Source organism: Methylobacterium sp. J-072, assembly GCF_022829425.1.
In the GTDB taxonomy this organism is placed as follows: Bacteria; Pseudomonadota; Alphaproteobacteria; order Rhizobiales; family Beijerinckiaceae; genus Methylobacterium.
In genome coordinates this window covers 43,233-66,897 of sequence record NZ_JAKSYK010000094.1, presented here as the reverse complement: position 1 = coordinate 66,897, position 23,665 = coordinate 43,233, and the positions used below count along the sequence as shown (strand labels likewise).

20 protein-coding genes and 1 pseudogene are annotated in these 23,665 nt (G+C 70.1%); 7 read left to right on the top strand and 14 right to left on the bottom strand.

The features are described 5' to 3' along the window. Positions 1-3: 3 nt before the first annotated feature. The 5 genes and pseudogenes from MKK67_RS10245 (at position 4) to MKK67_RS10225 (ending at position 5,554) form a co-directional block, all read left to right on the top strand. Complete coding sequence (locus tag MKK67_RS10245; protein ID WP_243963854.1) at positions 4-1,053, top strand: branched-chain amino acid ABC transporter permease; 1,050 nt, start codon at positions 4-6, stop codon at positions 1,051-1,053. A 23-nt stretch (positions 1,054-1,076) separates the two neighbouring features. Next, positions 1,077-2,422: pseudogene (locus MKK67_RS10240) on the top strand (ABC transporter substrate-binding protein). A gap of 23 nt (positions 2,423-2,445) precedes the next feature. Next, positions 2,446-3,207, top strand: a complete 762-nt coding sequence (locus MKK67_RS10235) for an ABC transporter ATP-binding protein (RefSeq protein WP_243963871.1) — start codon at positions 2,446-2,448, stop codon at positions 3,205-3,207. Positions 3,208-3,239: 32 nt separating this feature from the next. After that, entirely contained in the window at positions 3,240-4,502 is a 1,263-nt protein-coding gene (locus MKK67_RS10230; RefSeq protein WP_243963853.1) for a monooxygenase, read from the top strand. 14 nt (positions 4,503-4,516) lie between these two features. Continuing rightward, on the top strand, positions 4,517-5,554 hold the full coding sequence (locus MKK67_RS10225) for a substrate-binding domain-containing protein (RefSeq protein ID WP_243963851.1): 1,038 nt from the start codon (positions 4,517-4,519) through the stop codon (positions 5,552-5,554). Positions 5,555-5,669: 115 nt separating this feature from the next. Here the strand turns inward: MKK67_RS10225 and MKK67_RS10220 are convergent, their stop codons facing one another. From MKK67_RS10220 to MKK67_RS10190, 7 genes are all read right to left on the bottom strand, one after another. Further along, positions 5,670-6,683: an ABC transporter permease gene (locus MKK67_RS10220; protein ID WP_243963850.1), complete on the bottom strand. Its 1,014-nt coding sequence runs from the start codon at positions 6,681-6,683 to the stop codon at positions 5,670-5,672. Between the two features lie 10 nt (positions 6,684-6,693). Next, positions 6,694-8,199 (bottom strand): sugar ABC transporter ATP-binding protein, encoded by a 1,506-nt coding sequence (locus tag MKK67_RS10215; RefSeq protein WP_243963869.1) that lies wholly within the window; start codon positions 8,197-8,199, stop codon positions 6,694-6,696. 379 nt (positions 8,200-8,578) lie between these two features. After that, a complete protein-coding gene (locus MKK67_RS10210; RefSeq protein ID WP_243963848.1) occupies positions 8,579-9,361 on the bottom strand; it encodes a M48 family metallopeptidase in 783 nt (260 codons plus the stop codon). 317 nt (positions 9,362-9,678) lie between these two features. Beyond that, a complete protein-coding gene (locus MKK67_RS10205; protein WP_243963846.1) occupies positions 9,679-10,980 on the bottom strand; it encodes a DUF898 family protein in 1,302 nt (433 codons plus the stop codon). A 181-nt stretch (positions 10,981-11,161) separates the two neighbouring features. Then, positions 11,162-11,596 (bottom strand): tellurite resistance TerB family protein, encoded by a 435-nt coding sequence (locus tag MKK67_RS10200; RefSeq protein ID WP_243963844.1) that lies wholly within the window; start codon positions 11,594-11,596, stop codon positions 11,162-11,164. A 307-nt stretch (positions 11,597-11,903) separates the two neighbouring features. Continuing rightward, positions 11,904-12,125 carry a YbdD/YjiX family protein gene (locus tag MKK67_RS10195; protein ID WP_243963842.1) on the bottom strand — a complete coding sequence of 74 codons (222 nt, stop codon included), beginning with the start codon at positions 12,123-12,125 and terminating at the stop codon, positions 11,904-11,906. Between the two features lie 8 nt (positions 12,126-12,133). Then, positions 12,134-14,194: a carbon starvation CstA family protein gene (locus MKK67_RS10190; RefSeq protein WP_243963840.1), complete on the bottom strand. Its 2,061-nt coding sequence runs from the start codon at positions 14,192-14,194 to the stop codon at positions 12,134-12,136. A 286-nt stretch (positions 14,195-14,480) separates the two neighbouring features. Between MKK67_RS10190 and MKK67_RS10185 the strand changes: the two genes are divergently transcribed. Next, a complete protein-coding gene (locus MKK67_RS10185) occupies positions 14,481-15,347 on the top strand; it encodes an NAD(P)-dependent oxidoreductase (RefSeq protein ID WP_243963838.1) in 867 nt (288 codons plus the stop codon). 313 nt (positions 15,348-15,660) lie between these two features. Here the strand turns inward: MKK67_RS10185 and miaA are convergent, their stop codons facing one another. Beyond that, entirely contained in the window at positions 15,661-16,575 is a 915-nt protein-coding gene (gene miaA, locus MKK67_RS10180; protein ID WP_243963836.1) for a tRNA (adenosine(37)-N6)-dimethylallyltransferase MiaA, read from the bottom strand. Between the two features lie 14 nt (positions 16,576-16,589). On the opposite strand from miaA, the gene serB reads away from it, so the two are divergent. Beyond that, a complete protein-coding gene (gene serB / locus MKK67_RS10175) occupies positions 16,590-17,483 on the top strand; it encodes a phosphoserine phosphatase SerB (RefSeq protein WP_243963834.1) in 894 nt (297 codons plus the stop codon). Between the two features lie 4 nt (positions 17,484-17,487). Here serB and MKK67_RS10170 read toward each other — a convergent pair whose 3' ends face one another. The 6 genes from MKK67_RS10170 to MKK67_RS10145 all read right to left on the bottom strand — a co-directional run bounded on the left by MKK67_RS10170 (position 17,488) and on the right by MKK67_RS10145 (position 23,581). Then, positions 17,488-17,895 carry a hypothetical protein gene (locus tag MKK67_RS10170; RefSeq protein WP_243963832.1) on the bottom strand — a complete coding sequence of 136 codons (408 nt, stop codon included), beginning with the start codon at positions 17,893-17,895 and terminating at the stop codon, positions 17,488-17,490. A 310-nt stretch (positions 17,896-18,205) separates the two neighbouring features. Continuing rightward, entirely contained in the window at positions 18,206-19,753 is a 1,548-nt protein-coding gene (locus tag MKK67_RS10165; protein WP_243963830.1) for a Do family serine endopeptidase, read from the bottom strand. 107 nt (positions 19,754-19,860) lie between these two features. Further along, positions 19,861-20,814 carry a protease modulator HflC gene (gene hflC / locus MKK67_RS10160; RefSeq protein ID WP_243963828.1) on the bottom strand — a complete coding sequence of 318 codons (954 nt, stop codon included), beginning with the start codon at positions 20,812-20,814 and terminating at the stop codon, positions 19,861-19,863. Then, complete coding sequence (gene hflK, locus MKK67_RS10155; RefSeq protein ID WP_243963826.1) at positions 20,811-22,004, bottom strand: FtsH protease activity modulator HflK; 1,194 nt, start codon at positions 22,002-22,004, stop codon at positions 20,811-20,813. Before hflK ends, hflC begins: the two co-directional genes overlap by 4 nt. Before the next feature lie 294 nt (positions 22,005-22,298). Then, positions 22,299-22,790 (bottom strand): dihydrofolate reductase, encoded by a 492-nt coding sequence (locus MKK67_RS10150; RefSeq protein WP_243963825.1) that lies wholly within the window; start codon positions 22,788-22,790, stop codon positions 22,299-22,301. Beyond that, entirely contained in the window at positions 22,787-23,581 is a 795-nt protein-coding gene (locus tag MKK67_RS10145; protein WP_243963824.1) for a thymidylate synthase, read from the bottom strand. The genes MKK67_RS10150 and MKK67_RS10145 overlap by 4 nt, the downstream gene beginning before the upstream one ends. Between the last annotated feature and the right edge of the window lie 84 nt (positions 23,582-23,665).

Here is a 23,665-nt window from a genome sequence, read left to right as displayed (position 1 = left end):
CCCGTGTCGTCCGCATCCTCCTCGGCCAGCCTCGTACCGGGCCGGCGGCTGGCACTGCCCGCCCTGCCCCTCCGGTCGGTCGGGCTCGCCCTCCTGCTGGCGCTGGCCTTCGGGGGCATCCCCCTGGTGGCCACCGACTATTGGTACAACGCGATCCTGATCCCGTTCCTGATCATGGCGCTCGCCGGTCTCGGCCTGAACCTGACCATGGGCTACGCGGGCCAGGCCTCCCTGGGCACCGGCGCCTTCATGGCCGTCGGCGCCTACGCCACCTACAACCTGCTGCTGCGCCTTCCCGGCCTGCCGCTGCCGGCCAGCCTCGCCCTGGGCGGCCTGATCGCCGGCCTCGCGGGCCTCGTGGTCGGGCTGCCGAGCCTGCGCATCAAGGGCTTCTACCTCATCGCGCCGACGCTCGCCGGGCAGTTCCTGATCGAGTGGACCTTCAATCAGGTCGGCTGGTTCTCGAACTACGCCTCCTCCAGTTCGATCTCCGCACCGCGCCTCGCAATCCTCGGCCGCGACCTGTCGAGCCCGGCCGGCCGCTACGCCCTGACGCTGTCGAGCGTCGCGGTCGTGACGGCGATCGCCTGGCGGCTCGTGCGCAGCCAGACGGGTCGGAACTGGCGGGCGGTGCGCGACGGGGAGACCGCGGCCGCGGTGATCGGCGTGCCGGTGGCGCGGGCCAAGCTCTCGGCGTTCTTCGCGGGCGCCGCGGTGTGCGGCGTCGCCGGGGCGCTCTGGGCCTTCGCCTATCTCGGCACGGTCGATGCCCGCAGCTTCGATCTCGATCGGTCCTTCCAGGCGATGTTCATCATCATCATCGGGGGGCTGGGCAGCCTCGCCGGCAGCTTCATCGGCTCGGCCTTCATCGTCCTGACCCCGATCCTGCTGACGCGTCTCTCGGAAGCCGTGCTCGGGGCCGGGCTCGACGGCGGGCAGGTCTCGAACATCCAGCGGGTGATCTTCGGCGCGCTGATCATCGGCTTCCTGATCAAGGAGCCCAACGGCCTCGTCGCGCTCATCGGCCGCCTCTGGCGGCGCCTCGTCCGCTGACCGCTTTCTCTCGGAGACCCAGGATGTCACGCCTCGTCCGCGCCCTGCGCGCCACCGCCCTCGCGGCGAGCCTCTGCGCCGCCTCCACCGCCATCGCAGAGCCGGCCAAGCAATACTTCCCGCTGGCGACCTTCCGGGTCGGCGCCTACGCCTCGTCGGGCATTCCGAGCTGGGCCGGCGTCATCGATTACTTCCGCTACATCAACGAGGTCGAGGGCGGCATCAACGGCGTGAAGCTGGTCTGGGACGAGTGCGAGACCGAGTGGGCGGTCGAGAAGGGTGTCGAGTGCTACGAGCGGATGAAGGGCGGCAAGGACGGTTCGCCGGTGCCGATCTTCCTGCCGCACGGCGACCCGATCTCGAAGGCGCTCACCGAGAAATCGGTCGCCGACAAGATCCCGCTCGTCACCACCGGCTACGGCCGTACCGAGGCGATCGACGGCCGGGTCTTTCCCTACAGCTTCACGGTCCTGTTCAGCTTCTGGAGCGAGGCGTCCTCGGCGATCAACTACATCGCCGAGCAGGTCGGCGGGAAGGACAAGCTGAAGGGCCTCAAGATCGCGACCGTCTATCACGACAGCCCCTACGGCAAGGAGACCCAGACCCCGCTCGCCCTGCTCGCCAAGACCTACGGCTTCGAGGATATCCAGATCCCGGTGCCGCATCCCGGCAACGACCAGTCGGCGCAATGGGCGCGAATCCGGCAGATCAAGCCCGACTGGGTGTTCCTGCGCGGCTGGGGGGTGATGACGCCCGTCGCGATCAAGACCGCGGCCAAGACCGGCTTCCCGGTCGATCACATTATCGGCGGCATCTGGTCGGGCTCGGAGGAGGACGTGCGACCGGCGGGCAGCGTGGGCAAGGGCTATCTGGCGATCACGCCGTTCCCGGCCAGCCAGGATTTCGAGATCCTCAAGAAGATCAAGGCCGCGATCGTCGACAAGGGCAAGAGCGACCTGAAGGACCTCAAGAGCTTCGGTTCGGTCTATTACATTCCGGACTGATCGAGGCGATCATTTCGGTCGAGGCGATCCGCACGGCGCAGGCACGCTTCGGCAACCGGCCGATCACCGGCGCGGAGGGCCAATGGGGCCTGGAGCACCTCGTTCTCGATGAGGACCGCCTGCGGGCGATCGGCGCCGAGGGGCTCGTCCAGCCCCTGCGTCTCTCGATCAAGGACCACGAGGGCGGCGGCGCCGGCAAGGTCCTGCAATGGGACGGCGCCAAGTGGACCATCGTCAGCAACGGCTGGGTCAAGTCCGACCGCGAGCTGCTCCTGCCGCTGATCTACGAGCGCGCCGCGGCCTACGCCAAGGAGAAGGGCATCACGCCCCGCTCCGCGGATTCCGCCGAGGCGGCGGCCCGGTGACCCGGGCTGTCGAGGCCGGCCCGGTGCGGCCGCCCTTCCTCGACGTGGAGGCGATCGAGGCCGTCTACGGGGCCTCGATCCTGGCCCTCCACGACGTGTCCCTGAGCGTCGCCCGGGGTGAGATCGTGGCGCTGGTCGGCCCGAACGGCGCCGGCAAGACCACGACCCTGCGGGCGATCTCGAACCTGCTGGGCGCTCAGCGGGGCGCCCTGCGCGGCGGCACGATCCGATGGCAGGGCGAGGAGACCCGGCGGCTCGATCCGGCCGATCTCGTGGCGCGCGGCATCGTCCAGGTCCTGGAGGGCCGGCACGTCTTCGGGCAGCTCACCGTGGAGGAGAACCTGCTCACCGGCGGGTATCTGCGCCGTCCGAGCCGGCGGCAGCTCGCCGAGGATCTCGAGCGGGTCTACGGCTGGTTCCCGCGCCTGAAAGAGCGCCGCGGCGCCCGCGCCGGCCTGACCTCCGGCGGCGAGCAGCAGATGGTCGCCATCGGCCGCGCGCTGATGACCCGGCCGACCCTGCTCCTCCTCGACGAGCCCTCGATGGGCCTCGCCCCGATCATCGTCGCCGAGATCTTCGCGATCATCGCCCGCCTCAACCGCGAGGAGGGCCTGAGCGTCCTGATCGCCGAGCAGAGCGCGAACCTCGTGCTCGACCATGCCGACCGCGCCATCGTGCTGGAGAGCGGGCGCGTGGTCGCCTCGGGCCCCTCCGCCGAACTCGCCGCCAGCGGCCGTCTCGCCGCGCTGTATCTCGGCGCCGCAGACGCGCCGACGCGGCACTGATCTTCAATCCTCGCCCGGACGAGACCGACCCGATGAGCCAAACCGATGCCGCGCCCTGGCCCCCCGAGCGCTCCGCCTGGGGCTCTCCGCCGAGCCCGCATTACGAGCGCCTGGCGGCCCGGTTCCGGCCGATCTTCGCCCGGATCCGCGAGGGAGCCGTCGCGCGCGAGCGGGAGCGGCGCTTGCCCGACGAGGCCGTGGGCTGGCTGCGCGCGGCACGGTTCGGCGCCCTGCGGGTGCCGGAGGCGGAGGGCGGCTTCGGCGCGAGCCTGCCGGACCTGTTCGGCCTCCTCGCCGAGCTGGCGCAGGCCGATTCCAACCTGCCTCAGGCCCTGCGCAACCATTTCGGCTTCGCGGAGGACACCGTCAGCGCTCCCCACGATGCGCGCCGGGCACGCTGGATCGAGCGCCTCGCGGGCGGCGACCTGTTCGGGGGCGCCTGGTCGGAGACCGGGACCGCATTGGTCGGCGCGTTCGAGACCCGCATTCACCGGCGCGGCGACGGCTGGGGACTCACGGGGCGAAAGTACTACACCACCGGCTCGCTCTTCGCCGACTGGATCGACGTGGTCGGCACCGGCGAGGCCGGGGAGGAGACCTCGGTGGTGGTGTCGGCACGGGCGCCCGGTGTCGCGATCCTCGACGATTGGGACGGGTTCGGCCAGCGGCTGACCGCGAGCGGCACCGCCACGTTCGCGGACGTGCCCGCCATCGGCGAGCCGCTGCCCACGGAGGTCCGCTTCGCCTACGGCACGGCGTTCTTCCAGGCGGTGCATCTCGCGACGCTCACTGGGATCGCCCGGGCGGCGGCCGACGAAGTGACCCGGGCGGTGCGCACGCGGGATCGGACCTATTCTCACGCCGCCGGCGCGCGGCCCAGCGCCGACCCGCAGGTGCTCCAGGTCGTCGGCCGGGTGCACGCGCTGGCCTACGCGGCGGGGGCGATCAACGCCCGGGCGGCGGAGGCGGTCCAGGGCGCCTACGAGGCCCGGGTCGGGACCCTGCCGGCGGACGAAGCGCAGGCGGTCACCATCGCCTCGGAGATCGAGCTCGCCCAGGCGCAGACCGTGCTGACCGGCCTCGTCCTGGATGCCGGCACGATCCTGTTCGACGCGCTGGGCGCCTCCGCGACGAGCAGCCGGCACGCCCTGGATCGGCACTGGCGCAACGCCCGCACGATCGCCTCGCACAACCCGCGCATCTTCAAGGATCGGATCGTCGGCGACTTCGCGGTCAACGGCACCGAGCCGCCGTTCCAGTGGAAGATCGGCCGCGTCCTGCCGGCCGCATCCTGATAGCGAGGCAAGCCATGTCCGTGCGTCTCCGTCTCTGCGCCGCCGTCGCGGCGCTCGGCCTCTCGACCGCCGCCTGGGCGGCCGGCCTCGCCGGTGCCCCGCCGCCCTTCGATCACGGCGACGTCACGGTCGCCCTGGTCCGCTACCTGTCGGTCGGCGATTTCTACCAGGCCTACGAGGCCGGGGCGCGGGCGCAGGCCAAGGCGCTCGGCATCGACCTCCGGATCTTCCCGGGCAAGCAGGACGCGGCCCAGGAGCGCGAGCAGGTCGAGCAGGCCATCGCGCTCGGCGCCAAGGCGATCGTGATCGATCACGGCCTGCCCGAATCGCTCAAGGACGTCGCCCAGAAGGCGGTCGATGCCGGCATCAAGGTCGTGGCCTTCGACGTGAACCTCGACCATCCGCGGATCCCGCAGGTCGAGCAGAGCGATCGCGCGCTCGCCCAGAAGGCGCTGGACCAGGTCGTTCAGGAGAACGGGACCAGCTTTCAGGCGGCCTATATCTATGTCGCCGGATTCGCCCCCCTCGATCGCCGCGACGCGGTCTGGGCCGCCTTCAAGGCCGCCCATCCGGGGGTGATCGAGAAGGCCCGCTTCGGCACCGTCAGCGACGCGACCGCGAGCGTCGTCGCCGACCAGGCCAAGGCGGCCCTGCGCGCCAATCCGGGCATCACGGTGATTGTTGCGCCGTATGACGAGTTCGCGCGCGGCGCAAAGCTCGCGGTGAACGAATTGAACCTCGCCGACCGGGTGAAGATCTATTCGGCCGACGTGTCGACCGCGGATATCGGCGAGATCACCGAGCCCGGCAGCCCCTGGGTCGCCACCGTCGCGACGAATCCGGCGGTGGTCGGCGCGGTATCGATCCGGGCCGCGGCGCTCGCCCTCGCCGGCCAGGATCCCGGGCCTCGGATCACCGTCGAGCCGATCCTGCTGACGCAGGGAGCGCTTCGGGAAGCCGGGGTGAAGACCATCGCGGATCTGAACGCCCGGATCCCGGCCTTCGGCCATTCGGAGGCCGCGACCGCCCCCTGGATCCCCAAGCCGCATTGATCGCCCGCCACGATCAACGCATCGTCCTGGATATCGGAACCCGGGCGATGCGCGCGATCTTCGATTTTGCATCATCCCTTTCCAAAAGCCGGAAACCACCTTTCGGGATGATGCTCTAGGCCCGCTTCGGCGCGAGGCCGTAGGTGACGGTCAGGGCGCCGATCAGCACGGCGCCCTTGACGAAGTCCTGGAGATAATAGGGGGCGTTCAGCATCGTCAGGCCGTTGAGCAGGACGCCCACGAAGACGGCGCCCACGACCGTGCCGAGGATGTTCGGCCGGTTGGCGCCGAGCACGGCGTAGCCGATCAGCGCGGCCGCGATGGCATCCAGCATCAGCCCGTTGCCGGCGGACACGTCGCCCCGGCCGATCCGGGCGGCCATCAGGATGCCGCCGATGGACGCCACCGTGGAGGAGATGACGTAGGCGCAAACCCGGTAGGCCCGCGTCGGCGCACCGGCGAGCCGCGCCGCCAGTTCGTTGCCGCCGACCGCGTGGAACACCCGGCCGAAGCGGGTGAGATCCATCACGAACCAGAGCGCGGCGGCCACGACCGCGAGCACCACCACCGGGACCGGCAGGATGTCCCAGAACCGGTGCCGGCCGAGGGTGAGGAACGCGTGGGTGAAGGCGCCGTCCGCCACAGACCCGTCGAGCAGGGTCATGCCCCGGGCGATCGAGCGGCCCCCGGTCGGGATCAGCTGGAGGCCGGCCAGGAGGAACAGCATCCCGAGCGTGGCGAGGAGATCGGGGATGCCGAGCCGCACGATCAGGAGCGCGTTGCCGAGGCCGACCAACATGCCGATCCCCAGGCAGAGCAGGATGGTGCTGCCGGTCGAGCCGTCGAGCACGATCAGGCTGTAGGCAGCCGCCATCTGCACGAAGGCGGCGAGCCCGCCGACCGAGAGATCGAACCCACCGGCGATCATCGTGACCGTGACGCCGACCCCGAGCAGCGCCACGATGGCGACGGCCTGCAGGATGCTGAACAGGTTGTTGACGCGCAGGAAGGCGGGCTGCGCGACTGCGAAGACCACCAATAGTCCGACGAGCAGGATCAGGAGCCCGTAATCGATCGCGAGGCGACGCAGGGACAAGGCCCCCTTCGGAGTGCGGGCGGGCGACGACATGACGGGGACTCTACGAGACGGCAGGGTGAGGCGAAGGGGCGCCTGAAGCCAGCAGCGCGCTGATCCGGGCGAGGTCGGCGGCGTCCCCGACCACGGCGCGATCGGCCATGACCACGACCCGGTCGCCGACCTCCAGCGCCTCTTCGAGGTCGTTGACGAAGACGATCGTGGCGCGGTCCCGCGACTGGGCCCGGATCGCCCGGATGATGTCGTCCCGGGCGCCGATATCGACGCCCTGGAACGGCTCGTCGAGCAGCAGCAGCCGCGCCGGCTCGGCGTGCCAGCGGGCGAGGACGACCTTCTGCTGGTTGCCGCCCGACAGGGCGGCGGGCAGGTCCTCGGGGCCGCGCGCCTTGATGCCGAATTCGGCGATGAGCCGGCGCGCCGCGCGCGTCTCGGCCGTCCGCGCGACGAGGCCCGCCCGGCCCCAGCGGTCGAGGAAGGGGAAGCCGATCGTGCCGGCGATATCCGCGAAGGGCATGGTGCCGGGGAAGAAGGTGGTGCGCCAGCGGTCCTCGCCGGCCATGAACACGCCGTTGCGGACCGAGTCCCCGGCCGAGCGCGGCCGCCAGGGTCGGCCGTCGAGTTCCATGTGCCCGGCCGCGAGCGGCCAGAGCCCGAAGATGGCACCGGCGAGGGTGGACTTTCCGGCGCCCACCGGCCCCGTCACCGCCACGACCTCGTCCGCATGCGCGACGAGATCGAAGGCCGCAGCGGCCGGGACGAGGCGCGCCTGCGACAGCCGCAGGATCGGCGCGCCGCCCGGCACCGGATCGCGCGGCGCCGCGCGCCCGACCGCGTGGCCCACCATCGCCCGGATCGCGGCGCCGAGATCCAGCGGCCGGCGGAACTCGCCCGAGACCCGGCCGTCGCGCAGCACCACGATCCGGTCGGCGATGCGGCGCAGATCGCCGGTCTTGTGCGAGATGTAGAGCAGCGCGACGCCCCGGTCCCTGAGCCGGTCGAGGACTGCGAACAGGCGCTCGGATTCGGGAGCCGAGAGGCTGGCGGTGGGCTCGTCGAGGATCAGCACGGCCGGGTCGTGCGCGACGGCGCGCGCGATGGCGACGAGCTGGCGCTCGGCGATGGAGAGCGCGTCGAGGGTCCGGGACAGGTCCAGCTCGAGGCCGATGCCGGCCGCGATCGCCGCGGCGGCGCGCAAGCTCCGCCGGCCGCCGACGAGGAGCGGGCCGCGCCCCGTGCAGGAGCGGTCGAGCAGCAGGTTGTCGGCGACCGACAGGGTCGGGACACCGACATCGGCGATCGATTGATGCACGGCGATGATCCCGTGCTCCCGCGCCTGCCGCGGCGAGGCGAACGCGACCGTCTTCCCGCCGATGGTGATCGACCCGGCATCGGCGCCATGGACGCCGCACAGGATCTTCACCAAGGTCGACTTGCCGGCCCCATTGGCGCCCATCAGGGCGAGCCCCTCGCCGGCCTGAAGCTCGAACGACACATCGGTGAGCGCCCGGGTCGATCCGAAACGCTTCGTGAGCCCCTCCGCCGCGAGCATCACCGGCAAATTTGTCGCTCCCAAGCAATTGCCGACAGACTTCATATAACACGATCTGAGATCAGCGGATGTCAAGTGCTTTGAGCGCAGGCTTGAAGCAAAAAACAGATCGCTGCTGCTCATTCTTTATGATCCGAGCAAATCGACCGGCTATTCTATTTCACCTTCTGGTCAAAAGCATTGCCACCATCACGACTTCACCCGCTTCCGGCTGAAGGCGTTGCCGACTTGTTTCGGCGCGACCGATGACTTCGGTGAGATGCGCTGGCTGGACCGTCCGCTCCCGAAGGAGCTGCTTTCGCGGGTGTACCGCACCGTTTGCGCCCGCGAGGATGACGACGGAACCACCGAACCGGTCCACACTTGAGCGGTGCGCGCTCTACCGCGATGCGGGGGCCGCGCAGATCGCCTTGAGCGCCTCCCAGGACGGCGCGTCGAGGAGCGGCCGATGCCCCTCAAGCGGTTGCGGAGCGGTGGCCGCGAGCGCCCGGATGGCAGCCGCCCGCTCCCGCGTGAAGGGATGGCTGCGCATGAAGGCGAGGTCCTCGCCGGTATCGGCGGCGATCCGCTCAAGAAGGATCGCGAGGGCGGCCCCATCGCCCCCGGCGCGGGTCAGGGCGGCGACCGAATAGGCGTCGGCGGCCCGCTCGGCCTCGCGGCTGTAGCTGGCGGAGAGGGCGTTCTCCCCCAGCGCGACGATCACGGCCGAGCCGGCCAGATCGCCGACGAGGTAGCCGAGCAGGTAGGCGATGCCGGAACTCCGGATCAGCGCCCGGCTCGGGTCCCGGGCCGCCACGTGTCCGAATTCGTGGGCGAGCACACCGGCAAACTCGTCCGGGGACTGCGCCTGCGCGATCAGGTCCGACAGGACGATCACCCGGGCACCGGGCAGAGTCAGGGCGTTGGCCGTGGTCGAGCGGCGCACGCTCACGCGCAGGTCCGGCGGCAGGTCCCCGCGCAGGCGGCTCACCAGCCGATCCAGGGCGGCCTGCCCCTCCGGGGCGGAGCAGGCCGGCGGGTTGCCGAGCAGATACCCGATCTGCTTCTCGGTCGCGGCACCGAGGCGGTCCTCCACCGCCGCGGGCACCAGCGGCGCGAGGGCGTCGGCCAGGACCGGCACGCCAAAGGCCGCGAGCCCGAGGAGCGCGATCCCGGCCGCCATCGACCAAGAGCGCCACCGTCAGGGTGCGGCCCTCCGCGGCCGGGCCGGCATGCAGGTCCGGACAGAGCGCTTCGAGGGCGGCGGCCAGGGCCTCGTCCGAGAATTCGACCCGCTCCGGCGTATCCGCCGGCCCGACCCGCATCAGGGGCGGGCGCGCGTCCTCGGCCCGCAGGTCGAGGCTATTCCAGTCCCGGCGGAGATCCGGGCCCGACACTTCCAAGCGTCCGGCTTCGAGGCGCAGGGAGACCGGGACGGGCCGTGCGGTGCGGCCGTCGAAGTAGCGGCCCGCGCCGGTGAGTGCCGTCACATCCGGTCCCTCAGAACCCGATATCGAGGACGCCGCCCACGTCGAGGGCGTCGGCCATGCCCTCGCCCAGGCTGCTGCTGGGGCCGCGGGCGGAAGCGACGATCGCTCCCAGGGCGGCCGCATCCGAGATCCGCGTGGTCTCGGCGACCGCGCGCCAGGGGCCGACCTTCAACACGCGGACGTGGAGGACGACCGTGGATACGAGGTACCAGGCATACAGGGCCACGACGATGACCGCACCGATCGCAAACCGGACGCTCTGCGCGACCGCGTCGCCGGACACCATCATGATCACCACGACGATGGCCGCCGTGACGGTGATCAGGATGCCGAGCTTCAGACACTGGACGAGATAGGCCAGGTACGGCCGATAGAGATCCCACGCCCTCAGCCGCGAGACGAGACGGACCTCGTCGAGACGGATGGCGCTCAGGAAGGCCCGGGTCTCGCGGGCGCGATAGAACGGGTAGAGCAGCGAGACCACCGGGGCCGCCACGGCGAGCAGGAAGGAGAGCGCCGTCAGAAGAGTCACGGCGACGGCATCGCATTCCGCTGAACTCGGACTGGGAACCTTGACCGCCCCCTGTTTCGGCAGCGTCAGGTTCGTATCCAGCAGCGGCCCGCACGCACCCGAGGCGAAAATCCCGGCGGGCAGCAGCAGGACCGGCACCACGATCGGGGCCCAGAGCAGCAGCCAGCTCGGCAGAACCGACCGACCCCGTGCCTCCGATCCCATCCGGCTCGTACCGACCAGGGTATGGCGGATGCGGTAGCGTTCGAGGGCCGCGCGCATGAACGGGAAGGCAAGACCGAGGGTCGCCAGGACGACGATCCACCAGCCCGCGGCCAAAGCGGCGTAGACCAGACCCGAACCGTCCTGGCCGAGGCGGATGCCCCGCCACAGGGTCCGCGCGGCCCGGTAGCGCCGCCCGCGATAGAGGGCGAACTGTCCGAGGACGAACAGCACAACGACGCCGACGACGCCCGCGAAGATCGGGAACGCGGGCGAGAGCAGCGACACCGCGAACAGGCCGACATAGATCGGCGCCAGAAGCACGACCGCCACGAGGAATCCGAGAAACAGATCCTCGCCGCGGCCGGTATAGGCGGCGGGCGAGCCGTCCACGAGGGTGCGGCTCCAGAAGAACCGCCGCAGATTCGTCACATACCAGAACCGATAGATGCCGGAGGTGACCAGCGACAGCAAAAACCCCTTCACAACGATCCCGGTCAGCCCAGCGAGCGACCTGTCGAAGGCGATCTCCCCGCCACGCTCGGGCCTCTCAGCCGATACCGTGTTCCGAACGTCCATCCCGCGCCCCCCGGCGGGCCGCCGATTCGCGGCCGGACGGAAGCGTTGCGCATTGCGCGGGGCGGTTCAAGCAACGCCCAGCCTTCGCCAAGCAGTCGCACCGGGCCCGTCAGGTCGATCGGGCGAGGGCCGACAGTTGCGGTCCGTCAAACTCCGCCGGACGACCCGTCCTCGAGGCGGCTCAACGCAGCAGCGCGGACTTGTCCACGTGCAGCGCCGCGCCGATCTCGTCGAGCGCCTTGTGCTCGACCTCGCTGATGCCGCCGAAATCGGCTACGTCGGCGCCGATCAAGAAGACGTCCTGGCGCTGGTCGATCGGCCGCTCGGCGATGGCGCCCACCAGGCGCAGGTTCTCCAGGCGGCCGGCGCGGGTCTTCGCCCGGGCGATGGCCTCGTAGAGCTCCTGCTCGACGCGCAGCGTGTCGTAGGACTTCTCCAGGATCGGGTTGGCGCGGATGCCGCTGATCGCCGATTCGATCTCCTCCTCGGCCACGTCGCCATCGGCCACGATGACGTTGGCCGCGGCCGAGACGGCGGCCTGAAGGAAGACGGCATCGCCCGCATACGACATGATCGTGCGGCCGAACCGAAGGATGGCGTCCTGGAAAATGCTCATGCCGACCTCCCGTGCGGTGGGAGATGGCGGATATTGTGGCGGCCGAGTCAAGATCCGGCCGCGCTTGCGCCGGGGACTGACATTTCGCGCTCGCTTTATGGTTTCGCGGGCGAGCGGGGCGCAGGCGGGTCGTCCCGTTTCCGGTTTGAGGCGCGCACCCGCCTTTACCGTCATTGCGAGCGCAGCGAAGCAACCCAGCGCAGCGCGCGATCCCCGAAGGTAGCGCTTCCCTAGGTTGCTTCGCTGCGCTCGCAATGACGGTGCGGGACCACAGGCCCCGCACCGTTTGACGCCGGCGTCTCTCCCCTCAGCAGCAGCGAAACCCCGACGTGTTCCCCACGCCGAAGCGGGCGTTCTCGCGATTGCGAAAAAACTCCAGCTCGGTCATCGGCGCCTGGTCGGGATGGGTCCGGCGGATATGCGCGGCGTAAGCCGCGTAATCGCCCTGCCCGACCATCAGCCGGGCACCGTCGCAGACGCATTTGGACAGCGTCTGGAGGCGGCGGCGCAGGCTCTGCGGTTGCTCCATGGCGGTTCCTACTCGGCCGCAGCCAGACGCGGATCGGTCTCGAGGGCGGTCCAGCGATCGGCCCGCCAAGCCTTCAGGCAGGCGGCGATGCCGAAGCCCGCGATGGCGACCACGAGGCCGATGAACAGGGCCGCCAGCACGGCGTCGATCCGGTCGTTGAGGATGATCTGCGCCATCTGATCGGCGTTCTTGGCCGGCGCCAGGAGCTTGCCCTCGGCGGCGGCCGTCGCGTAGCGCTCGGCATGGGCCAGGAACCCGATCTTGGGGTCGGCGGACATGATCTTCTGCCAGCCGGCCGTGAGGGTGCACAGACACAGCCACGCGGTCGGGATGATGGTCACGAACGCGTAGCGCTCGCGCTTCATCTTGAAGATCACCACCGTGCAGAGCGTCAGCGCCACCGCGGCCAGCATCTGGTTGGAGATGCCGAACAGCGGCCACAGGGTGTTGATGCCGCCGAGCGGGTCGGTCACGCCCTGGTACAGGAAGTAGCCCCAGGCGCCGACCGCGATCGCGGTCGCCGCGATGCTCGGCCCCCAGGAGGTGGTGTTCTTGAACGACGGCACCGCCAGCGCCACGAGATCCTGCACCATGAACCGGCAGGCGCGGGTGCCCGCATCCACGGCCGTGAGGATGAACAAAGCCTCGAACAGGATCGCGAAATGGTACCAGAAGGCCATCATCGCCTTGCCGCCAATGGCCGAGGAGATGATGTGGGCCATGCCCACCGCCAGGGTCGGCGCGCCGCCGGCGCGGGAGATGATCGTGCGCTCGCCGACATCCGCGGCGGTCTGGGTGATCACTTCCGGGGTGGTGGCGAAGCCGAGCTTGGTCACGGCGGCCGCGGCGGTCTCGGGCGTGGTGCCGAGCAGCGCCGCGGGCGAGTTCATGGTGAAGTAGACGCCCGGGTCGATCACGCAGGCCGAGACCAGCGCCATGATTGCCACGAACGATTCCATCAGCATGCCGCCGTAGCCGATGAAGCGGGCATCGGACTCGCTGGCGATCAGCTTCGGGGTGGTGCCCGACGAGATCAGGGCGTGGAAGCCCGAGACGGCGCCGCAGGCGATGGTGATGAACAGGAACGGGAACAGGCTGCCGGCCCAGACCGGCCCGGTGCCGTCGATGAACTTGGTCGTCGCGGGCATCTGCATGTGCGGCGCGACGACCGCGATGCCCAGGGCCAGGCCGACGATGGTGCCGATCTTGAGGAAGGTCGAGAGGTAGTCCCGCGGCGCCAGCAACAGCCAGACCGGCAGGATCGAGGCCACGAAGCCGTAACCGATCAGCATCCAGCACAGCTGCGGGCCCGTGAAGGTGAAGGCCGGGCCCCAGACCGGGCTCGCGGCGACCGAGCCGCCGCCGACGATCGCCAGCATCAGCAGGACGAAGCCGAGGATCGAGACCTCGCCGATCCGGCCCGGGCGGATGTAGCGCGAATACACGCCCATCAGCATGGCAATCGGGATCGTCGACATCACCGTGAAGGTGCCCCACGGGCTCTCGGCGAGCGCCTTGACCACGATCAGCGCCAGTACGGCCAGCAGGATCACCATGATCAGGAAGGTGCCGAACAGCGCGATGATGCCCGGCACGGTGCCGAGCTCGGCCCGGATCAGCTCGCCGAGCGACCGGCCGTCCCGGCGCATCGATACGAACAGGACCATGAAGTCCTGCACCGCCCCGGCCAGCACCACGCCGGCCAGGATCCACAGCATGCCGGGCAGGTAGCCCATCTGCGCGGCCAGCACCGGGCCGACCAGCGGGCCCGCCCCCGCAATCGCCGCGAAATGGTGGCCGAACAGCACGCTGCGGTTGGTGGGCACATAGTCGAGCCCGTCATTGTGCCGCACGGCCGGCGTCTGACGCTTCGGATCGAGGCGCATCACCTTCTCGGCGATGAATTTCGAGTAGTAGCGATAGGCGATCATGTAGACGCAGACCGCCGCGACCACGATCCAGAGCGCGTTGATCGTCTCGCCGCGCTGGGTGGCCACGATCGCCAAAGCCGCGGCGCCGAGCGCTCCCACGAGGGCCCAGGGCCCATGCCTGCCGATCGCCGTACCCATCCGTCCCGCTCCCTACCGAACGCCTCATGCTCGGGGCCGCTGGGACCTCCGGCTGGGACTCGCAGGTCCCGGGCTACACCGTGGGTTTATCCTATTCGTCCGCCGTTGACGCAAGCGATCCGAGCTGTGATGCAGCTTCGCGGGCGGCACGACGCCCGATCTGTTACATCGGGCCATCGCCACGGCCCCGGCCGTCGTCGCGGTCGGCCCCGGAACCCGTCGCCGCCTGCGCCTCGCGCGCAGGCCCGGTGCGGGCGCGATTCGGCCCTGGGAGGAGCGGACAACAATGGCGAAGGTCGCATTCCTGGGTCTCGGCGTGATGGGCGGCCCGATGGCCGGACACCTGGCCAAGAAGGGCCATGACGTCACCGTCTACAACCGGACCACCCCCAAGGCGGAGGCCTGGGTGAAGGCCCATGGCGGCGCCTTCGCGGCGACGCCCCGGGAGGCGGTCGCGGGCGCCGAGATCGTGTTCGCCTGCGTCGGCAACGACGACGACCTGCGCAGCGTCGTGCTCGGCGATGACGGGGCGCTCGCCGGCATGACGGCCGGTTCGGTGTTCGTCGATCACACCACCGCGTCGGCCGAGGTCGCCCGGGAACTCGCGGCGGCCGCCGAGGCCAAGGGGCTCGGCTTCATCGACGCGCCGGTCTCCGGGGGCCAGGCCGGCGCCGAGAACGGCGTGCTCACCGTGATGTGCGGCGGCGCGCCGGAGACCTACGCCAAGGTCGAGGCGGCGATCGGCTCCTTCGCCCGGGCCTGCCGGCTGATGGGCCCGGTGGGCTCCGGCCAGCTCACCAAGATGGTCAACCAGATCTGCATCGCCGGGCTGGTCCAGGGCCTGTCCGAGGGCGTCCACTTCGCCAAGCGTGCCGGCCTCGACGTGGAGGCGGTGCTCGACGTGATCTCCAAGGGCGCCGCCGGCTCCTGGCAGATGGAGAATCGCGGCAAGACCATGAACCAGGGCAAGTTCGATTTCGGCTTCGCGGTCGACTGGATGCGCAAGGATCTCGGCATCCTGCTGGACGAGGCCCGCCGCAACGGCGCCAAGCTCCCGGTCTCGGCCCTGGTCGACCAGTTCTACGCCGAGGTGCAGTCCATGGGCGGCAACCGCTGGGACACGTCGAGCCTGGTGGCGCGCCTGGAGCGCTGAGGCCTGGGCGCAAGGCGCAGTCTTCTTCAAGCAGAGGCCGTGATCGCTGCCACCTCGCGCCGTCATCCCGGGGCCGCGTAGCGGAGCCCGGGATCCAGAGCCGCCGAGGCGCCAAGCTCTTGCACCGCCGGTGGTTCTGGATTCCGGGCTCGCCTGCGGCGCCCCGGAATGACGGCGCGGGCTTAACGGATCCCGTATCGATTCCTCGGGGAATGAATTTTCCAACCTGTGTAGTCTTCAGGGGTGCGGGGACGGGGGACCCGGGCGTTGTCCTGAGAGCCGTGCGATCGCAGCTCTTCTTGAAAGGTCGGTCTCACAACCCAGCCGCCTCGTCTGGATCGAGCCAGCGCCAATCCGTCCCCATCTGGTGGCGGAACCACGTGAACTGGCGCTTGGCATAGGCCCTCGTATCGGCCTGGCCGCGGGCGATCGCCTCTTCCAGCGAAAGCGTCCCGTCGAGATGGGCGATCAGGCCCGGCACGCCGTGGGCACGCATCACCGGCAGCATCGGATCGAGATTCCGCGCGCGCAGGCGAAAAACCTCGTCCAGGGCGCCTTCGGCGATCATCGTGCGGAAACGGGCGTCGATGCGGGTTCGCAGCACCGCACGGTCGGGCGCCAGGAAGAGTTTTTGGAGGTTTTTACCGGCCAGGGGTCCCGGCACGGGATCGCCGTAAAAACTCGCGATCGGCCGGCCGGTGGCCAGAAAAATCTCCAGGGCGCGCATGACCCGCATGCGGTCGCTCGGGCGCAGGCGAGCGGCGCCATCGGGGTCGTGCCGGGCGAGGTCGGCATGCAGCGCCTCGGTCGGACGGCCCTCGGCCTCCTCCCGCACCTGCGCGCGGACCGCGTCGGGGACTGGCGGCAATTCCGAAAATCCCTGCTCCAGGGCCCGGACATACAGGCCGGTGCCGCCGACGAAGATCGGCAGCCGTCCGCCGAGATCCGCCAGGAGGGCGGTGGCATCCCGGGAGAAATGCCCCACGGAATAGTTCACCGCCCCGTCGACATGGCCGTAGAGCCGGTGGGGCACCCGCGCCTCCTCGTCCGGGTCGGGCCGGGCGGTGAGGCGGCGCAGGTCGCGATAGACCTGCATGGAATCGGTGTTGATCACCACGCCGCCGTGGCGCAGCGCCAGCCGGGCGGCGAGCGCCGACTTGCCCGAGGCGGTGGGCCCTGCGATGAGGATCGCCGCCGGGCGCCCCCCGGTCTCCTCCCGGTCTGGCAAGGCGAAACTCCACGATGCTGGTCGCGGTCCTGATAGCAAACCCGGCTCGGCCGTCCATCACCGACGCGGTGCTGGCCGAGGCGCGCGCGGTGCTACGGACGGAGCACCCACCGCGGATCCTGCACGGAGAGGTCGCCGCCGAGGTGCTGGTGCCGGGCGATCCCGTTGACGCGAGCGCTCTCACGGAACGGCTGCGGAGCGCGCTCTCGGGCGAGCCGATCGACCTCGCCGTACTGCCGGCCGATTCGCACCGCCGCAAGCGCCTGTTCCTGGCCGACATGGATTCGACCATGATCGAACAGGAATGCATCGACGAGCTCGCCGGAACGCTGGGCCTCAAGGACCATGTTGCGGCGATCACCGAGCGGGCGATGCGCGGCGAGATCGCGTTCGAGCCGGCGCTCCGCGAACGCGTGGCGCTTCTTAAAGATATTCCCGTGGAGGCGGTGGACGGGCTGATCGCCGATCAGCTCAGCCTCACCCCGGGCGGCCCGACGCTGGTGCGGACGATGCGGGCGCACGGCGCCCGGACCTGCCTGGTCTCGGGGGGCTTCACCTTGTTCACCGGCCCGATCGCCGGGATGATCGGGTTCGAGGAGCACCGGGCCAACGTGCTCGGCGTCGCGGACGGGCGGCTCACCGGCACGGTGGCGGACCCGATCGTCGGCAAGGCCGAGAAGCGCGCCACGCTGATCGAGCTGCGCGACGCCCTTGGGCTCGGCCCCGCCGAGACCCTGGCGGTCGGCGACGGCGCCAACGACCTCGACATGCTGGCGGAAGCCGGCCTCGGCGTCGCCTTCCGGGCCAAGCCCGCGGTCGCGGCCGCCGCCCGGGTCCGGATCGAGCACGGCGACCTCACCGCGCTGCTGTACTTGCAGGGCTATGCGGCGGCGGAGTTCGTGGCGTGAGGGATCAGCGAAGGGCCTGGGCGAAGACCACGAGCGCGTACAGGTAGACGAGGGTCTGAAGACCGATTGCGCCGACGATCCAGTACCGGACGTCTATGTCGGCGGAGGCGCTGGTTGTCCTGACCCGCTCGATACCGAACCTGGTAAAGGGGCTTTGGGTTTCGATGCGCGTCCTAGCCGCGAGCCGCGGCGCGTCGATATCGGCGCGGGTCCGGATCTTCAGGGCTTCGATCTCACCCCGAACGCCTTTGATGTCGGCTTGCACGTCGCGGATGTCGCCCTTGGTGGCAAGAGTTCCGCTGAGGACATCAACCAGCGCATCGGCGAACCCTTCCGCCTGCTCGGGTGACAGCTTCGCCTTCTCGCGCAGGACGCGGGCGAATTTCAGGGTGTCGAAGGCGACGGCCGTCATGGGGTTCGAGAGCGTCCGAGCCGCATCGACTCGCGACGCCAGTGTGCTGCACGGATCCGCCGCGTCAATGTACCCTCCCCAGCCACTGTCGAGCCGCTTCGCTCCACCCGTCCGGGAAAGGGGCGGGGCAGGATGAAACGCCAGACCCTTTCCCGGGCGCGTGCAACGCCAGCGGAATGCGACCCGGGACCCAGCGCAAGACGTGCCGTGAAGCGGCTCTCCCTGGAGGCGCCCAGCCCTGTCCCAAAAACGCGAAGGCCGCCGCATCCTTTCGGAGCGACGGCCCTCAATCTCTCGATATGGAACCGGCTCAGTCGAGCCCGATCGCCACGAAGCGCACGTCGCCGGTGGCGCTCGCCACCAGCAGAAGGACCGACTTGCGCCCCTCCTTCTTCAGGGCCTCGACCCGCTTGGTCACCTCGGCCGGCGTGTTCACCGCCTCCTGGCCGACCTCGACGATCACCTCGCCGGGCTGGATCCGCTTGTCGGCGGCGGTCGAGTTCGGGTCGACCCGGGTGACGACTACGCCCTTCACGGTGTCCTTGATCCCGAACTTCTTGCGCAGCTCGTCGGTGATGCCGGAGAGGTTGAGACCCAGCGCCTGACGGGTCGCGCTCTCGGGCTCGGGCTGGCGCAGGTTGGCGAGCTGCGGCTTGTCGGTGTCCTCGAGCCGGCCGAGGGTGACGGGCTTGGTCAGCTCCTCACCCTTGCGGACCACAACCACGTCGACCTTCTGGCCGACGGGGGTCGAGGCGACGATCCGGGGTAGGTCGCCCGACGCCTTCACGGGGGCACCGTTGAACTTCACGATGACGTCGCCGACATCGATCCCGGCGGTCTTGGCCGGGCCCTTCTCGTCGACGCCGGCCACCAGGGCGCCCCGCGCGCCGCCCTTGAGGTTGAGCGCCTCTGCGGTGGCGTCGTCGACGTTCTGGATGCGCACGCCGAGCCAGCCGCGGCGGACCTCGCCGAAGTCGCGCAGCTGGTCGATCACGGGCTTGGCCGTGTCCGAGGGCACCGCGAAGCCAATGCCCACCGAGCCGCCGGTCGGCGACAGGATCGCCGTGTTGATGCCGATCACCTCGCCGTCCATGTTGAACAGCGGGCCGCCGGAATTGCCCTTGTTGATGGCGGCATCCGTCTGGATGTAGTTGTCGTAGGGTCCGGACTCGATGTTCCGGCCACGCGCCGAGACGATGCCGGCCGAGACCGAGCCGCCGAGGCCAAACGGGTTGCCGATGGCGATCACCCAATCGCCCGGGCGCATGGTCTCGGAATTTCCGAACGGAACCGCTTTCAGGGGGCGCTCGGCGGTAGGCTTCACCCGCAGCACCGCCAGGTCGATCTTCGAATCCTTGCCGATGATCTCGGCCTTCAGCTTGGTGCCGTCGTGCAGGATCACCTGGATGTCGTTGGCGTCGCCGATGACGTGGTTGTTGGTCACCACGATCCCGGAGGCGTCGATGATGAAGCCGGAGCCCAGGGAGTTCGACTTGCGCTGCTGGCGCGGCGTGTCGTTGTCGCCGCGCTCCCCGCCATTGCCGCCCTTGCCGCCGCGGCGGTTGAAGAACTCCTCGAACAGGTCCTCGAAGGGCGTGCCCGGGGGCAGCTGCGGCCCGGCGCGGCTGCTGCGCGCCTCGACCGTGGTGGAGGCGGAGATGTTCACCACCGCGTCGGTGACCTGATCAGCGAGGTCGGCCAGCGAAGCCGGGCCCTTGGCGAAGGCCGGGACCGGCAGGGCGGCGGTCGCGAAGGAGGCGCCGACCAGGATCGCCGCCATGAACGCGCGGGTGCGGGAACGGGGCTGCGCCTGCGCGCGGCCGAAGGACGCCCGGGGGGCGCTCGCGACGGGGTGCATGGTCGACCTCTTCAAGAACGCGGTTCCGGTTTCGCGGGCCGCCGACCGGGATCGGCCGCCCGCGGATGGTCCTGCATCGTAGTCCGCTGGCGCCGGGGCGCCAGCGGTCAGCGCGTCGCGCCGGTGGAGGCGGTCGGGTCCGCGGGCCCGCGGGGCGCGCGCGGCGCCGAGGCCGTCGCCCGGCCCTGCGGGTCGCTGAAGTAGCGGAAGAAGTCCGAGCTGGGGCTGATCACCAGCCGCGTGTCGGAGCCCTTCAGCCCGGTCTCGTAAGCCTGCATCGAGCGGTAGAAGCTGAAGAAGTCCGGGTCCTTGCCGAACGCCTCGGCGAGGATCCGGTTCTTGTCGGCGTCGCCCTGACCGCGCAGCTGTTCGGACTTCTGGGTCGCCTCGGCGAGGATCACCGTCACCTCGCGGTCGGCCTTGGCGCGGATCGTGGCGGCGCTCTGGTCGCCGTTGGCGCGGATGTCGGCGGCCTCACGCTCGCGCTCGGTCTTCATCCGCTTGTAGACGGCGGCCGAGTTCTGCGCCGGCAGGTCGACACGGGTCATGCGCAGATCCACGATCTCAATGCCCAGCGCCTTGGCCTGCCGGTTCACGTCCTCCTGGATCTGGTGCATCAGCTGGCCGCGGTCGGTCTTGACGATGGCGTCACGAGTCGAGCGGGCGAGCACGTTGCGCAGGCCGGAATTGGTGAAGCTGGCGAGCCGCTGGTTGGCGAGCCCGATATTGCCCACCGCCTGGTAGAAGCGCAGCGGATCGAGGATGCGGTAGCGCGCGAAGGCGTCCACCTCCAGGTTCTGCCGGTCGGCGGTGAGCACCGTCTGCACCGGCAGGTCGAGATCGAGCACGCGCTTGTCGAAGATCACGACGTTCTCGACGAACGGCACCTTGAAGTAGAGGCCGGGCTTCTCCTCGCCGGTGGCGTTGAGCACGGCGCGGACGCGGCCGAATTGCAGGACGAGGGCCTGCTGCATCTGGCCGACGGTGAAGATCGAGGCGTAGAGCCCGATCGCGACGATCGCGGCGACCGCGATCAGGCCGGTGCGGAGAGCCTGTTTCATCGGGCGGCTCCCGTCGCGGTCGGGGACGGGGCGCGGGCGCCGAACTCGGTGAGCGGCAGCACCGGCAGGACACCGGCGGCGGTGCCCGAGCCCGGCTGCGCGCCGTTCTGGTCGATGATCACCTTGTTCACGGAGCCCAGGACCTTCTCCATCGTCTCGAGGAAGAGCCGCTCGCGGCTGATGGCCGGGGCGGCCTTGTAGGAGGCGTAGACCTCGCTGAAGCGCGCGGCCTGGCCGGTGGCGTCGGCCGTCGCCTTCGTCCGGTAGGCTTCGGCCTGCTGGAAGATCTGCGACGCCCGGCCCCTGGCCTGCGGCACTTCGCGGCTGGCGTAGGTCTTGGCCTCGTTCTGCGCCGTGTCGGCGTCCTGCTGGGCGGCGTTCACGTCGATGAAGGCCGGCCGGACTTCCGGCGGCGGGTTGACCGAGACGAGCTGCACCACCTCGATGCGCACGCCGGCGCCGTACTCGTCCAGCGCCTTCTGGACCATCTCCTTCACCTCCTGGGCGATGCTCGACTGCTCGTTGGTCAGGATCGCCTGGATGTTGCGGCGGCCGATCACCTCGCGCATCGCGCTCTCGGAGATCGCTTTGATGGTGCCCTCCGGATTCTGGAGGTTGAACACGAAGTCCGAGGCCTTGAGCGGGTTGATCCGCCACTGCACCTCGAAGTCGAGATCGACGATGTTCTCGTCGCCGGTGAGGATCAGGCTCTCGTCCGGTACGTCGCGGTTGCGGCCCTGGGCGCCGGGACCGGAGCGGAACCCGATCTGGATGGAGTTCTGCGAGCCGACATCCGGCTTGACCACGCCGCCGATCGGATAGGGGAAGTTGTAGCGCAGGCCCTCGCCCTTGGTGCCGACGTAGCGGCCGAAGATCGTCTCGATGCCGACCTGGCGCGGGTAGACGGTGTAGAAGCCGGTGGCGAGCCAGACCGCGACCGCGAGCGCCCCGATCACCGCGGCGCTACGACCACCGCCGATGCCGCTGGGGCCACCGCCGCCATAGCCGCCGCCGGTGTTGCCGCCGCCGGGGATCAGACCGCGCAGGCGGTCCTGCCCGCGCCGGAGCAGGTCCTCAAGGTTGGGCGGGGTCTTGCCGCCGCCGCCATTACCCCATGGGCCGCCGCCGTTGCCGCCGGGCCGACCCCACGGGCCGCCGCCGCCACCGCCGCTCTGATTGCTCCAAAGCATCCTAGCCGTCGTCTCCTGCCTGCCCGCGCCCGGTCCGCACGCGAAACGTGCTCCCCGGACTGCGTCTCCCTGCCTGAACGGCCACGCTCGCCCGCCTAGTCCCGCCTGAATTGAACCGCTCGCGTCGCGAACAGGCTCGTTTGGCGGCTAAACACCTGCGTGGGCGTCTCTTCTCGCGAGGCTTGGGACCCCATGAGAACGCATACCCGACAGGCACCTGCGGGTGTGCGCCCCATGCTGTCAAGGCTGGCAGGTGGGCACGCACAGGCCGGAACACAACCGCGGCGGCGCGCCTCAGCGGATGCGTACCCAATCGACGAACGCGAAGGCGTGCTCATCGCGCGGGCCGGCCGGGTGCGCCTCGCGGAACGTCTCCCGGAACGCGGCGCGGTCGAAGGCGGGAAAGCGCACGTCGCCCTCGGGCTCGGCCTCGACCTCGGTAAGGTGGAGCCGGTCGGCATGCGGCAGGGCCAGCGCGTAGATCTCAGCTCCGCCCACCACCATCAGCTCCGGCCCGGCCGCGGCCGCGAGCGCCGCGTCCCAGTCGTGGACGGTCTCGGCGCCCTCGGCGCGGAAGCCGCGGTCGCGGGTGAGCACGAGCGTGCGGCGGCCCGGCAGCGGCCGGCCGATCGAGGCCCAGGTCCGCCGGCCCATCAGCATCGGCTTGCCCATGGTCAGTGCCTTGAACCGCTTCAGGTCACTGGAGAGATGCCAGGCGAGCCCATTGTCGCGGCCGATCACGCCGTTGCGGGCGATCGCGGCGACCAGCGAGACAATGGTGCTCATACGGCCACCGGGGCCGAGATGGCCGGGTGCGGGTCGTAGCCCGCGATGGTGATGTCCTCGTACCGGAAGGCGAAAAGGTCGCGGATTTCCGGGTTGAGCGCGAGCCGCGGCAGCGGGCGCGGCGCCCGGTCCAGCAGGGTCCGGGTCTGCTCCAGGTGGTTGCGGTAGAGATGCGCGTCGCCGAACGTGTGCACGAAGTCGCCGACCCCGAGCCCGGTCACCTGGGCGATCATGTGGGTCAGGAGCGCGTAGCTCGCGATGTTGAACGGCACCCCCAGGAACGCGTCGGCCGAGCGCTGGTAGAGCTGGCAGGAGAGCCGCCCCTCGCTCACGTAGAACTGGAACAGGCAGTGGCAGGGGGCCAAGGCCATCCGGTCGACGTCGGCCGGGTTCCACGCGGAGACGATCAGGCGGCGAGAATCGGGATTGCGCCGGATCTCGTCGAGCAGCCAGGCGATCTGATCGACGCTGCCGCCGTCGGGCTTGGCCCAGGAGCGCCATTGCCGGCCGTAGACCGGGCCGAGATCGCCATGCGCGTCGGCCCACTCGTCCCAGATCGTCACGCCGTTGGCCCGCAGGGCGGCGACGTTGGTGTCGCCCGCCAGGAACCACAGTAGCTCGTGGATGATCGAGCGCAGGTGCAGGCGCTTCGTGGTGACCAGCGGGAAGCCCGCGGCGAGATCGAAGCGCATCTGGTGGCCGAACACCGAGATCGTCCCGGTCCCGGTCCGGTCGTCCTTGGCCACGCCCTCGTCGAGGATGCGCCGCAGCAGGCTGTGATAGGCGTCCATCGGATAGTCCTGCGCGTGAGAGGGGCCGCGGGCAAGCGCACGACCAGTCTATCCACCATCATCACCGGTGACGAAGAGGCCTAA